Origin of the sequence: Caulobacter sp. ErkDOM-C (assembly GCF_048541825.1) — a bacterium.
Taxonomy (GTDB): domain Bacteria; phylum Pseudomonadota; class Alphaproteobacteria; order Caulobacterales; family Caulobacteraceae; genus Caulobacter.
On sequence record NZ_CP183332.1, the window covers coordinates 3,827,893 to 3,840,562 of the forward strand.

Annotated in this window: 14 protein-coding genes; 8 read left to right on the plus strand and 6 right to left on the minus strand. The window is 65.5% G+C overall.

Translation table 11 applies throughout. The features are described 5' to 3' along the window. Positions 1 to 4 precede the first annotated feature (4 nt). Positions 5 to 136, plus strand: coding sequence for a hypothetical protein (locus ACN2C8_RS18590; protein WP_419253530.1), 132 nt, complete (start codon positions 5 to 7; stop codon positions 134 to 136). A 117-nt stretch (positions 137 to 253) separates the two neighbouring features. Here ACN2C8_RS18590 and dut read toward each other — a convergent pair whose 3' ends face one another. Further along, the gene (dut, locus tag ACN2C8_RS18595; RefSeq protein WP_419253531.1) at positions 254 to 715 is read right to left on the minus strand and encodes a dUTP diphosphatase; all 462 of its coding nucleotides are present in this window, start codon (positions 713 to 715) and stop codon (positions 254 to 256) included. A 79-nt stretch (positions 716 to 794) separates the two neighbouring features. Further along, positions 795 to 1,991 carry a bifunctional phosphopantothenoylcysteine decarboxylase/phosphopantothenate--cysteine ligase CoaBC gene (gene coaBC / locus ACN2C8_RS18600; RefSeq protein ID WP_419253532.1) on the minus strand — a complete coding sequence of 399 codons (1,197 nt, stop codon included), beginning with the start codon at positions 1,989 to 1,991 and terminating at the stop codon, positions 795 to 797. Positions 1,992 to 2,131: 140 nt separating this feature from the next. Between coaBC and ACN2C8_RS18605 the strand changes: the two genes are divergently transcribed. After that, positions 2,132 to 2,689: a hypothetical protein gene (locus ACN2C8_RS18605; protein ID WP_419253533.1), complete on the plus strand. Its 558-nt coding sequence runs from the start codon at positions 2,132 to 2,134 to the stop codon at positions 2,687 to 2,689. Here the strand turns inward: ACN2C8_RS18605 and ubiB are convergent, their stop codons facing one another. Then, on the minus strand, positions 2,690 to 4,195 hold the full coding sequence (gene ubiB, locus ACN2C8_RS18610; protein ID WP_419253534.1) for a 2-polyprenylphenol 6-hydroxylase: 1,506 nt from the start codon (positions 4,193 to 4,195) through the stop codon (positions 2,690 to 2,692). 3 nt (positions 4,196 to 4,198) lie between these two features. Then, the gene (locus tag ACN2C8_RS18615) at positions 4,199 to 4,957 is read right to left on the minus strand and encodes a class I SAM-dependent methyltransferase (protein WP_419253535.1); all 759 of its coding nucleotides are present in this window, start codon (positions 4,955 to 4,957) and stop codon (positions 4,199 to 4,201) included. 82 nt (positions 4,958 to 5,039) lie between these two features. Between ACN2C8_RS18615 and mutM the strand changes: the two genes are divergently transcribed. After that, entirely contained in the window at positions 5,040 to 5,903 is an 864-nt protein-coding gene (mutM, locus tag ACN2C8_RS18620; RefSeq protein WP_419253536.1) for a bifunctional DNA-formamidopyrimidine glycosylase/DNA-(apurinic or apyrimidinic site) lyase, read from the plus strand. Between the two features lie 88 nt (positions 5,904 to 5,991). Here the strand turns inward: mutM and ACN2C8_RS18625 are convergent, their stop codons facing one another. After that, positions 5,992 to 6,702: an RDD family protein gene (locus tag ACN2C8_RS18625; protein WP_419253538.1), complete on the minus strand. Its 711-nt coding sequence runs from the start codon at positions 6,700 to 6,702 to the stop codon at positions 5,992 to 5,994. Positions 6,703 to 7,139: 437 nt separating this feature from the next. On the opposite strand from ACN2C8_RS18625, the gene ACN2C8_RS18630 reads away from it, so the two are divergent. Then, entirely contained in the window at positions 7,140 to 8,060 is a 921-nt protein-coding gene (locus tag ACN2C8_RS18630; RefSeq protein WP_419253539.1) for a hypothetical protein, read from the plus strand. Positions 8,061 to 8,261: 201 nt separating this feature from the next. Here ACN2C8_RS18630 and ACN2C8_RS18635 read toward each other — a convergent pair whose 3' ends face one another. Further along, positions 8,262 to 8,993 (minus strand): TetR/AcrR family transcriptional regulator, encoded by a 732-nt coding sequence (locus ACN2C8_RS18635; protein ID WP_419262211.1) that lies wholly within the window; start codon positions 8,991 to 8,993, stop codon positions 8,262 to 8,264. On the opposite strand from ACN2C8_RS18635, the gene ACN2C8_RS18640 reads away from it, so the two are divergent. The 4 genes from ACN2C8_RS18640 to dnaA all read left to right on the plus strand — a co-directional run bounded on the left by ACN2C8_RS18640 (position 8,992) and on the right by dnaA (position 12,617). Beyond that, positions 8,992 to 9,462 carry a PaaI family thioesterase gene (locus ACN2C8_RS18640; RefSeq protein ID WP_419253541.1) on the plus strand — a complete coding sequence of 157 codons (471 nt, stop codon included), beginning with the start codon at positions 8,992 to 8,994 and terminating at the stop codon, positions 9,460 to 9,462. The two genes, ACN2C8_RS18635 and ACN2C8_RS18640, sit on opposite strands and share 2 nt — an antisense overlap. A 70-nt stretch (positions 9,463 to 9,532) precedes the next feature. Next, entirely contained in the window at positions 9,533 to 10,324 is a 792-nt protein-coding gene (locus tag ACN2C8_RS18645) for an enoyl-CoA hydratase-related protein (RefSeq protein WP_419253543.1), read from the plus strand. A gap of 150 nt (positions 10,325 to 10,474) precedes the next feature. Next, positions 10,475 to 10,750 (plus strand): 30S ribosomal protein S20, encoded by a 276-nt coding sequence (gene rpsT, locus ACN2C8_RS18650; protein WP_419253544.1) that lies wholly within the window; start codon positions 10,475 to 10,477, stop codon positions 10,748 to 10,750. Positions 10,751 to 11,150: 400 nt separating this feature from the next. Then, the gene (gene dnaA, locus ACN2C8_RS18655; RefSeq protein WP_419253545.1) at positions 11,151 to 12,617 is read left to right on the plus strand and encodes a chromosomal replication initiator protein DnaA; all 1,467 of its coding nucleotides are present in this window, start codon (positions 11,151 to 11,153) and stop codon (positions 12,615 to 12,617) included. Positions 12,618 to 12,670 lie beyond the last annotated feature (53 nt).

Here is a 12,670-nt window from a genome sequence, read left to right on the forward strand (position 1 = left end):
GCCAATGAACATTCAACCGCCGCTGGAACACTCGCCCCTGGGCATGTTTCGACCCGTGCTGTGGCTCGCCGCTGCGGCCTTTGCCGCCGGCTTTGGCGGCTACATGATCCTCGGCCTGCGCGCCATCAACGGCTAGAGCGTTTTCCGACGAAGTGGACGCCGGATCGTCGTCAGAAAACGCGTTAAACCAAAAGACTAGAGTCCTTTACCGATCCATTCGGATCGTAAAACACTCCAGGGTCTTACCCCGGTCTCAGGTCGAGACCCCGGTCGAGCCGAACCCGCCGGCGCCCCGGTCCGTGGCGTCCAGGTCATCGACCTCGACCAGCGTCCATTGCGGCGCGGCGGCGATGATCCCCTGGGCGATGCGGTCGCCCCGGCGGATCGTGAAATCTTCCTCGCCCAGATTGATCAGCAGCACGCAGACCTGACCGCGATAGTCGCTGTCGATGGTGCCCGGCGCATTGGTCACCGTGACGCCGTTCTTGAACGCCAGGCCCGAGCGCGGCCGAACCTGCATTTCATAGCCATCGGGGATCGCCACCGAAAAGCCGGTGGGCGCCATGCAGCGCGCGCCCGGCCTCAGCACGATGGGCTCGTCTTCCGGCACATGGGCCCGCAGGTCGAAGCCCGCCGCGCCGGCCGTGGCATAGGTCGGTACGGGCAGGTCAGGATTGCCGTCCCAACGCTTGAAGCGGATCGTTTGAGCGGTCATGTGGGCGGTTCCTGCCAGGCGGTCCCAAAAAGGCGAGCCGAGCGGATGTAGCTGATTTGGCCCCAGGGCGACCAGAGTCTCAGGCCAGCGCCTGGGCAATCCTCTGGGCGATGGCGCGGGCGACCTCATCCTTGGGCGCGCGATCCCAGCGCTCGGTCCCGCCCTGGGTGACCAGCAGCACCGCGTTTTCGTCGCCGCCCATCACGCCAGGCTCGGTGACGTCATTGGCGATGATCCAGTCGCAGCCCTTGCGCGACAGCTTGGCGCGGGCGTGCATCTCGACATCGTTGGTCTCCGCCGCGAAACCGACCACCAGGCGCGGCCGATTGGGACCGGTGGCCGAGACCGTGGCCAGGATGTCGGGGTTCTCGACGAAGGTCAGGGCCGGTGGCCCGCCGCGTTCCTTCTTCAGCTTGGTTCCGAAGGCCTCGTCCACACGCCAGTCGGCGACGGCTGCGACAAAGACGCCGACATCGGCGGGCAGGGCGGCCTGGCTAGCGGCCAGCATCTGCCGGGCGGTCTCGACGTCAATACGCGTCACGCCCGGCGGGGTGGGCAGGAACACGGGTCCGGCGATCAGGGTGACCTCGGCGCCCAGCTCCGCCAAGGCCTGGGCGATGGCAAAGCCCTGCCTGCCGCTGGAGCGATTGGTGATGCCGCGCACCGGATCGATCGGCTCGAAGGTCGGGCCGGCGGTGACCAGGGCGCGCTTGCCGGCCAGCGGCTTGGCGGCGGGGCCTTCAAGCGCCGCCATGACCGCCGCGAAGATCACCTCGGGCTCGGCCAGGCGGCCGGGGCCAAACTCACCGCAGGCCATGGCCCCCTCGTCGGGCCCGACGAAGCGGACGCCGTCGGCCTTCAGCGTGGCGATATTGCGCTGGGTGGCGGGATGCAGCCACATCCGCACGTTCATGGCCGGGGCCATCAGCACCGGCTTGTCGGTGGCCAGCAGGGTGGTCGAGGCCAGGTCGCCGGCCAGGCCGTGCGCGGCCTTGGCGATCAGGTCGGCCGTCGCCGGCGCCACCACCACCAGATCGGCCGAGCGCGACAGCTGGATGTGGCCCATCTCGGCCTCGTCGGTCAGCGAGAACAGCTCGTCATAGACCTTGTCCTCGGCCAGAGAGCCCAGCGACAGGGGCGTGACGAACTGTGCGCCCGCCTTGGTCAGGATCGGCCGCACGGCGACGCCGGCCTTGCGCAGCAGGCGCGTGAGCTCCAGCGCCTTGTAGGCCGCGATGCCGCCGCCGACGATCAAAAGAACCCGCTTGTCGCTCACGCCGTTTGGTCTCCATGCCGCTCTTAGCCCTTATGACCCAAGCGCGGCGATCCGACAAAGGACAAGCGTGTGACGGACTCGACTCTTGTTCCGTTTTCGTTCATCAATCGGCCAGGTTGAACGAATGGAGCGATGGGCTCATGAGGTTGAATAGATTTCACGGCGCCGCGACGCTGTTGCTGGCCACCGGCGCACTTGTCCTGGCCGGGTGCGATGGCGGCGCGTCCGCCGTTCGGGCCCCCAAGGCCGGCGAACGGACCGTTGCGGCTGAGACGACGGATCTGCCGTCGGCCTCTTCCGACATGCGCCGCAGCGATGTGCGCGACGCGCCGGTGCGGCTGGTGTCGGGCAAGCCGTTCTGGGCGGCCAACCGCACCCGCACCGCCGAGGAGAACGCCCAGCGTGGCTTCGAGCGCAACGGCCAGGCGTTCGGGGCCGACACGGTCGACGACTATGTCGCTGCGGCCCACAGGTTCGTCGCCGATCCGCCCAAGGGCGTCGAGACTCTGAAGCGCGCCAATGGCGACACCTTGATCTACGACGCCAAGAGCAATGTATTCGCGGTGGTGTCCCGCGAGGGCGCGCCCCGGGCGCTGTTCAAGCCTGATGACGGCGCGGCCTACTGGGAGGTGCAGAAGACGCGCGAGAGCCGCCGGGCGACGGCGACCCCGGAGCGAAGCCAGGCCAATAGCGGCTGATCAGCCGAACGCCAGCGCCCCGGCCGCAAAGGCCAGCACCGCCACAAGCGCGCCCGCCGCGAACCAGGCCAGGGGGCGAGGCTTCGACGCGGCGACCACCGCCACCGCGGCCGGCGGCGTCTCGGCCAGCCGCGCTATGGCCCGCAGCGCCTTCAGAGCCTCGTCGGCGAAGTCGCGCACCTTGGCGGCCGGCGACAGCTCGCGGGTGATCCAGCGGCGCACCACCGGATCGGCGGCAGCCCAGATGTCGTGGGCCGGGTCGATGCGGCGGGCCACGCCCTCGACGGTGACCATGGTCTTCTGCAGCAGAACCAGTTCCGGCCGCAGCGCCATCTCGAACAGGGCGGTGATTTCGAACAGCTGGGCCAGCAGCTTGCTCATCGACACCTCACGGGCGTCGCGGCCGAAGATCGGCTCGCCCACGGCGCGCAGGGCCTGGGCGAAGGCGTCGACATCATGGTGGGCGGGCACATAGCCGGCGTCGAAATGGATGCGGGCGATGCGGGCGTAGTCGCGGTTCAGGAAGCCATACAGGATCTCGGCCAGATATTTCCGCTCACCGGGACCCAGGCGGCCGATGATGCCGTAGTCGACGGCCACCACCTTTGCGGGGGCGGCGACGAACAGGTTGCCCTCGTGCAGATCGGCGTGGAACAGCCCGTGGTCCAGGGCCTGGGCCAGGAAGCCGCGGGTGATGTTGTCGGCCAGGGCCTTGCGGTCCAGGCCCGGCAGGTCGAGCGTTTCGGGGTTCGACAGCGCCTCGCCGTCGGCCCAGGCCAGGGTCAGGACCCGCTTGCCGACCCCGTCCCAGACCACGGCAGGGGCGGTCATGTAGCTGTCACGGGCCATCACCTCGCCCAGCTCGGCGCAGCCGGCGGCTTCGAAACGCAGGTCCATTTCCAGGTCCAGGGCCCGGATCACCACCTCGACAAAGTCGCGCGGCTTCAGGCGGCGGGCCTGCGGAACCAGGCGCTCGGCCAGATCGGCGGCCAGGCGCAGCACGGCGCTGTCTTCGGCGACCCGGCGCTCGATGCCGGGGCGCAGGACCTTCACGGCGACCTTGGTTCCGTCCAGCAGGGTGGCCGGATGGGCCTGGGCCAGGGAGGCGGCGGCGACGGGCTCGTCCAGCTGCGAGAACAGGGTCTCGATCGGCCGGCCCAGATTACGCTCGATCTCGTCGCGGGCCTGGCTGAGCGGGAAGGGCGGCAGGCGGTCCTTGAGGCGCGACAGGTCCTCGGCGAAGGGCGTGCCGAAGATGTCGGCCCGGGTCGACAGGAACTGGCCCATCTTGATCGCGGCGGGGCCCAGGCCCTCCAGGGCGCCGGCCAGACGCTGGCCCGGGCGTCCCAGCCGCGCGCGGGGACCCGACAACAGTCGCAGGGTCCGCGCCGCCAGCCGCGCCGAAGGCGGCAGGATGGGGTCGAGCTCGCACGGGATCAGGGCGTCGGCCCGGATCAGCACCCAGCCCGCGCCGATCAGGCGCCAGAACGCGGACATCTGCCCCATGGACTAGACGGCCCAGCCCTGGTGCATCGCCGCGACACCGCCGGTGAAGTTGGCATAGGTGGCCCGCTTGAAGCCGGCGTCTTCCATCATCGCCAGGAAGGCGCGCTGGTCGGGGAAGCGGCGGATGCTCTCGACCAGATACTGATAGGCCTCGCGGTCCTTGGCGACCCACGCGCCGACCTGCGGAATGACCTTGAAGCTGTAGGCGTCATAGGCCTTGGCCAGAAACTCGGTGGCCGGGCGCGAGAATTCCAGACAGATGAAGCGGCCGCCCGGCTTCAGCACCCGCCGCGCCTCGCGCAGGGCCGCGTCGATATCGGTGACATTGCGGATGCCGAACGAGATCACATAGGCGTCGGCATAGGCGTCGGGCAGGGGCAGGCGCTGGGCGTCGCCGACGGTCCAGGTGATTTCCGGCTCGCCGCCCTTTTCGATGCCGGCCGCGATCATCTCGGCATTGTAGTCGATGATGTTGATCATCGCGTCGGGGCCGCCCCGGCGCTCCTGGGCGCGGCGCGCCATCTTCGCAAAGCGGCGGGCCATGTCGCCGGTGCCGCCGGCGCAGTCGATGATCACCTCGCCCGGCTGCGGGTTCAGGCGCGCGGCGACGGCGTCCTTCCACAGACGGTGGACGCCCCCGCTCATCAGGTCGTTCATCAGGTCGTAGTTCTTGGCGACGCGGTCGAAGACCCCACGCACCAGGCCGGCCTTCACCGAAGGATCGACGTCCTTGAAACCGAATGTGGCGGCAGGCTTGCTCATGACGTCTATCGACCAGGCTCTCTATATGGTGGATCGCTCTTAGACCGCTGACTGCGTCGCGTCATCACCTTGAGGCCTGCCCTTGCCTGAATTGCCTGAAGTCGAGACCGTCCGACGCGGCCTTGAACCGACCTTGAGCGGCGCGCGCCTGAGCCGTGTGCGCGCCAACCGGCCCGACCTGCGCTTTCCCCTGCCAGACGGCTTCGTCCAGCGGCTGACGGGGGCCAGGATCCTGCGACTGGACCGGCGGGCCAAATATCTGCTGGCCCCGCTGGATCGCGGCGACACCCTGGTCATGCACTTAGGGATGACCGGCCGGTTCGAGATCGCGGCCCCGGAAGGGACCATTCGCCCCGGCGACTTCGCCCGCGAGGTCAAACCCGACGACAAGCACGCCCATGTGGTCTTCGAGACGGAAGACGGCGCGGTGGTCACCTATCACGACCCCCGGCGCTTCGGGTTCATGGACCTGATCGCCACCGACCAGGTCGATCGCCATCCGTGGTTTGCGACCATGGGCCCCGAGCCCCTGGGCGAGGGCTTTACCGCCCAGACCCTGATCAAGGCCTTTGCCAACCGCAAGCAGGGCCCCAAGACCCTGCTGCTGGACCAGAAGACCGTCGCCGGCCTGGGCAATATCTATGTGTGCGAGGCCCTGCACCGTGCGGGCATCTCGCCGTTCAAGCCCTCGGGGATGATCGCCGGCAAGCGGCTGGGATCTCTAACGACCATCATCAAGGCGGTCCTGGCCGAGGCCGTCGAGGTCGGCGGCTCCACCCTGAAGGACTTCGCCGCCGCCGACGGCGCCCTGGGCTATTTCCAGCACCGCTTCCGGGTTTACGACCGCGAGGGCGAGGCTTGTCCGACGGCGGGTTGCAAGGGGGTTATCGCGCGGGAGGTGCAGGCGGGCCGGTCGACGTTCTTTTGTCCGGTGTGTCAGGTTTGAGGGGGGAGGCAAAGTTGGCTAGCTCATCGTTCGTGTGCCAAGCATCCCCCGAACGCTGAGCATGAGGCAGCGAAGAAAAAATAGTGTGTCAGTAGCCTTGGTCCATCGCCGCGCCGTATATGACTAAAGCGCACACGAGGATCAGAACGGTCATGGCTCCGATGATCCGTGCAGCGCCCACGTCTCTGTAGGTGACGAGATTGCCGTTTTGGCGATCCCAACTCGACGAGCCGGTTTTTTTCAAGTCGTTGAATGCTGCGATCTGCGTGAACAGAGCAACAAGCGGAATACCGAGGCCAAACCCTTTGAGGTAGACCAAAGCCTCTCTACCAAACGCCTGAACAAAATTTAGTTTTTGGCCGTTATTGGTAATTTCGATCTTGAACAGAGCTTTTCCAGCAGTTGTGCCGAGCAATGATAGCATCAGGGCGTGAATTGGCACGCTACAGGCAAGAATAATTAATCCCAACAGGCTCTCATTGATATCCGCAATCCATTGCGGAAACATAATTCCGAAAATGACTCCGAGTATTATTGCCGTGAACCAAACATCTACTTGTTTGGCCCAGAATCTTGTCCAGGGTCTTGGCGCAGTCGACCTAACCTCTGGCTCGATGATCTGGGTGGGCCGTGGAATATCTGCTGCACCCAGAGGCTGCGTCGCATCCTCGTGGTGCGCAGGCGCAGCCGGGGTCGGCGCTCGGAGCTCGGAGAGGCCGTCGCCGTGAACCGCTTGGCCGCAGCTCCCGCAGAACTTCGCGCTAGCGGGCACTGTAGCCCCGCAGTTCATACAAAACATCTTCGCCCCCAACTTCCTGTGGCAAAGTTACACCTGCCACTCGCCAAAAGGTAAGCCTGACGCACGGGATTCTTTTTTTGAGAGTGGTGACCAGCCAGCTTGCTCTCCCCAGAAAGCCGGACGCCCCGCGTCCCGCTCATCCTTAAATCTCTTGGAGGCTGCAGCGTGCTGGTCTGTACAGGTCAGTCAAGGACTGGCCTTTCAGGCCAGCCGCGCGGCGGCGGCCCGGAGGGCCGTCCTTGAGTGACCTGTACAGACCAGCGATCGTCTCGCCGTGAGATTTAAGGATGGCTCCCTTCGGCGCGAAGGGGGGGCGCCTCTCTAATAAATCACCGCCATTCCCGGTATTATGTAGCAAATACACCTAGGGGTGTGACGCGCCACATTGCCGCAAAGTCTCTGTGGCGGTGCAGAATCTAAAGGGATAAGATTCCGCCATGGCTGCAAATGTCACCCTTTCAAGCAAGCGGCCAGCGCCACCGAAGGCCGACTTTGCCTTTGAAATTGATTTCAAGCGGGGCGAGGGTTCGGCCTCGCGCGTCTTTGCCGCGACGCATGACTTCATCAAAGCGTGCGAGCGCATCGACAAGGAGCTCCTGACTTCTATTTCCTCCGGCATCGAAACCGTAATGGTGCTGGAAGACATCCAAGTTGGATCGATCAAAACTTGGCTGCGCAATGCTCTTGTCGCCACTGACGATCAAGCGCTCAAAGATTTGGACTGGAAGCCGCTCGTCGGAAAATATCTGGTACGGGCCAAATACGCCATCATCCGATGGGTTGATGACGATACAGTTCCGAAAAGTCTCCCAGACCTTGCGAGAGAACTCCAAGGTATCGCAGCGGAAACTGATGTTCGCCACTTGCCGGATTATAGGGCACCGGGACCAAAGGCCCTTATAGAGGCTGTTCGTGATTTTCAGGGCGTTAAAGATCACCTGCTGCCCACAGACCGAGCCATCTACATTACTGGCGAGGGCGACCGTGTTGAAATGAACCTCTCAATGAGGTGGGACATTGAAGACATTGAAGCCATGGCAGTTAAGCAGACGCTTGAGTTTCCAGTCGCAACCATGATCCTGGCCGTGAAGAAGCCGGACTATCTTGGTGATAGCAAGTGGGAGCTACGTCACGGAAAGCGTACTGTTTCTGCACGCATTGAGGACGTTGAGTGGCTTAAGCGTTTTCAGGCACGACAGGAGGACGTTAGACCGGGAGACGCCCTTAAATGCGACGTTCGCATAGAGCATCTTTATGGACACGACAACGAATTGCTCACAGAACGATATACAATTTTGAAAGTCTATGAGGTTCTCGTAGACTCATATAGTCAATTGAATCTGCCAGATATTAATTGAGGCATTCAGTCTTTATTATTAAAGACTATTACGCTGCCGGCACCAATCGCTACCAAACATTGGATTAAGCTGTATAGCAAGCACACCTAGCTCTCAGGTGCGGGAGAGCCGGGGTGCCGCGCACTCCGCTGGCACCTCACGTGTCAGCTGAACTCGGGGTTCCCGCCACAAGGGCGGGAATGACGGGAGGTTTGGGGGTGATCAAACTGGGCTGAGGTCCAGGGTTCCCTTCGGCGCCCGACCTCCCGCCGGATAGCCCAGATAGGCCCGGCTGAGCCGCACCAGCTCGTCCTCGAACTCTGGGCTCAGCAGGAAGTCGGCGCCCTCAAGAACCGCGGCCCGCATGGCGCCCTGTACCGCGCGGCTGAGTACGAAGGCCTGGACGGGTGTCAGCGGCCGGCCCTGCGCGTCGGTCAGGCCGGTTTCCGCCGCCGCGAACCGCGCCGCCAGTTCGCCGTGGTCGGCCGTGGCCAGCAGGCTGGACATGGCGATCCGCCGCGCCCGGCTGCGGCCGGCGAAGGCCTGGAGGAAGGCGCGGATCATGGCCCGATCCCGCGCCAGGCCCGGTGTCCCGCCCTCGACCACCGCCATCACGGCGCGCCGGTGCGCCTCGGTCTCGCGCTGGGCCAGGGCCTGCAGGATCGCCTGCTTGTCGGGAAAATAGCGATACAGGGCGCCGATGCTGACGCCGGCGCGCTGCGCGACCGCATTGGTGTTGAAGCCGGCCTCGCCGGTCGCCTCCAGAACCTGAGTTGCGGCCTCCAGAATATAGTCCACGGTCGTCTGGGCGCGCTGCTGGCGCGGAACTTTGCGAGCCTTTTCAACGGCCGTCATTCTGGAACCTTTCGGATCAGCGCCGCCCTGGAAGTCGAGTAACAGGGCCCGCGCCGACGCCCTAGCCTTGCCGTCTGCAACCTTGCGGGAGGACAGCATGACATGGGCCACGGATCGATTGAACGCCCTGAAGGCGGGGACCGCCACCCCGCCGCCGATCGTTCAGACCCTGAAGCTGGGCCTGATCGACGACTGGGGCCAAGGCTGGGTGCGCAAGTCCTGGCGCCCGAGCGCTGACCTCGCCACCGCCGACGGCTCGCTGTTTGGCGGCTATCTGGCGGCGTTGGCCGACCAGGTCCTGGCCTTCGCGGCCATGACGGTGGTTCCGCATGACCGCCTGTTTCGGACCGTGAACCTGCAGATGAACTTCCTGAAGGTGGGCCGCAGTCACCCCCTGACCATCGAGGCCCGCATCGTGGCCCAGACCCGGCAGCTGATCACCGCCCGCGCCGAGTTTCGCCGCGAGGACGGCGTGGTGATCGCCGACGCCACCGCCCAGCAGATCCTGATGGCCTTTGACCATTGGCCGGCCGAGCAGGCGGCGATAGAGGCGATCGCCGCGCCGTGAGGCTCACAGGATGGCTCCCCTTCGCCGCGACGCGCTCTATAAAGCGAGCGTCACAAGGAGAGACCCGCCGATGGCCGAGTATCAAACCCTGATCGTCGAAACCGCCCCGGAGGGCGCCGCCGGCGTCGTGCTGATCCGGCTCAACCGCCCCGAGGCCCTGAACGCCCTCAACGCCCAGCTGCTGGGCGAGCTGGCCGTGGCCCTGGGCGAGGCCCAGGCCGATGATGGCGTGGGCTGCATCGTCCTGACCGGCTCGGCCAAGGCCTTCGCGGCCGGGGCCGACATCAAGGAGATGTCGGACAAGTCCTATGCGGAGATGTTCAAGGCCGACTTCTTTACTGCTGGGGCACGCGCCATCGAGCAGTGCCGCAAGCCGATCATCGCGGCCGTGTCCGGCTACGCCCTGGGCGGCGGCTGCGAGCTGGCGATGATGTGCGACTTCATCATCGCCGCCGACACTGCCAAGTTCGGCCAGCCCGAGATCAATCTGGGCGTCGCGCCCGGCATCGGCGGCACCCAGCGCCTGACCCGCTTCGTGGGCAAGTCCAAGGCCATGGACATGATCCTGACCGGCCGGATGATGGGGGCCGAGGAAGCCGAGCGCTCGGGCCTGGTGTCGCGGATCTTCCCGGCCGACATGCTGCTGGGCGAGGTTCTGGCCATTGCCGGCAAGATCGCCGGCCAGTCGCCCCTGGCTGTGGCCATGAACAAGGAGCTGGTCCTGGCCGCCTATGAAACGACCCTGACCACCGGCGTGGCCCTCGAGCGGCGACTGTTCCACTCGCTGTTCGCCTTCGAGGACCAGAAGGAAGGGATGGCGGCCTTCGTCGAGAAGCGTAAACCGGTGTTTAACGGGCGCTGAGGCGAGGGCGCGACCCCTCGTCGCACCCTGCGGGGATTCCGCCTCGACAGCCGTTGACCGATCTCGCCGCTTCCCGTATATCCGCGCGCTCAAGATTTTCCCTGCTTCGCGGCTGTTCCGCGCGGCTGTCCGTTTCGAGGTCCAATTTCCATGGCCAACAATCCCGGCGCCAAGAAGGCGATCCGCAAGATCGCCCGTCGCACCGAGGTGAACACCGCTCGCCGTTCGCGCGTGCGCACGTTCCTCCGCAAGTTCGAAGACGCCCTGGTGGCCGGCGACGTCGCCGTCGCCAAGGCTGCCTTTATCGAGGCTCAGTCGGAACTGATGCGCGCCGTTTCCAAGGGCGTGGTTCATCCGAACACGGGTTCGCGCAAGGTGTCGCGCCTTGCCGCCCGCCTGAAGAAGCTGGACACGGCCGCAGCCTAGTCCAGATACTGGACGAACCCTGTTCGTCCAAGAATTTCAAGTATTTACAAGAGCCGGTTGGAGCAATCCAACCGGCTTTTGCTTTGCGTTCAACTGCACACTTTAAAGAAATAACAGCGTCCGAAAATTGCCGGACTTAACTATTCCCTTGCCAGGCGAGGGGCTCTCGCGAGTCAACAGAAATATCCGATCCCGGACGCAAGTTTTCCGTTTGACCAGCAGGGTCGGCTGGCTAGTTTAGGGGCCTCAGCGCTCTTCCAGTCCTTGGAAAAAACGGCGGCGGCAGAACCTATGCGTTCTGCTGACTAAGCCCCCGTGCGCGTTGAGAAAACCGGTCGTTTCGCCATGGGGGGCGGGCGGCAGGCATGCGGGCGCGTTTTAGGTACGAGGCGGTGGACGAATGACAATCAAGGGTGGGGTGGCGAGCCAGGACTTTTCGGCTGCGATTCCAGCGGTTGCCTGTGAGCCGGCCGGCGGCGTCTGGCACAAGGTCTGCGTGGCGTTGAAGCGCGAGCTGGGCGATGCGGCCTTCGGGTCGTGGATCGCGCCGGCTCTGCTGCGCGAAGGTCCGTCGGGCGACGTGGTGCTGGTGACGCCGACCGGGATCGCTCGCGACTGGATTCGTCGCAGCGCCTGGCGCCGCATCAGTGAGCTGTGGACCGCCAACGATCCGATGGCGCGCCGCATCGACCTGAAGTCGCGCCTGGAGTTCGAAGCTTCTGCCGGCGCCTATGTCGACGCCGCCAAGGCCGAGCCGATCGAGATCGTGCTGCCGGTTTCGACCGACACGCCCGGCGTGGCGCCGGTCGCCACCGGCAAGCCCTCGCGCACCCAGGGGCTGCAGGAACGCTTCACCTTCGAGACCTTCGTCCCGGGTCCCGCCAACGAATTCGCCCACGCCGTGGCGCGCCGGGTGGCGAGCTGGGCTGATGGCCACTTCAATCCGGTCCTGTTCCACGGCCCCTATGGCTTTGGCAAAACCCACCTGCTCAACGCCCTGGCCTGGGAGGCCATGCGTCAGGCCCCGACCAAGCGCGTGGTCTATCTGACCGCCGAGCGCTTCCTGTCGACCTTCGTGCGCGCCGTGATGGATCGCCAGACGGCCGCCTTCAAGGAAGAGCTGCGGGCCGCCGACCTGCTGATCATCGACGATGTGCACTTCATCGCCGGCAAGCAGTCCACCCAGGAAGAGCTGTTCCACACCCTGACCGCCCTGGTCGAGGAAGGCCGCCGCGTCGTGTTCTCGTCGGACCGTCCGCCCTCGGCCATGACCGAGATGGACGCCCACCTGCGCTCGCACCTCTCGGCGGGCCTGGTCTGCGGCCTGGAGCCGGCCGATCGCTCGCTGCGGATGGGCATTCTGGAGCGCAAGGTCCAGACCCTGTCGGCCGCCCACGGATCGGACCCGACGCTGCGTCCCGACGTCCTGCAGTTCCTGGCCGACCGCTTCACTGACAGCGTCCGCGAGCTGGAAGGCGCGCTCAACACCCTGTCGGCCCGCGCCGGCGAGGGCCTGTCGCGCCTGACGCTCGACGAGGTGCAGGCCATCCTGCGCCCGCACCTGCGAACGGGCGAAAAGCGCATCACCATCGACGACATCCAGAAGGCCACGGCCGACCACTACGGCATGAAGCAGGCGGATCTGCTGAGCGAGCGCCGCAACCGGGCCATCGCGCGTCCGCGTCAGGCCGCGATGTGGCTTGCCAAGCAGCTGACGACCCGCTCGCTGCCCGATATCGGTCGCCGGTTCGGCGGTCGCGACCACACCACCGTCCTGCACGCCGTTCGCCGCATCGAGGCCCTGCGCGTCGACGACAGCGCCCTGAACCACGACCTGGAAGTCCTGACGCGCAAGCTGCGCGGCTAGGGTGTCCCGGTGGAAGACACCGGTTTCCGTTAGGTCACTGAGAAAGGTCGCTC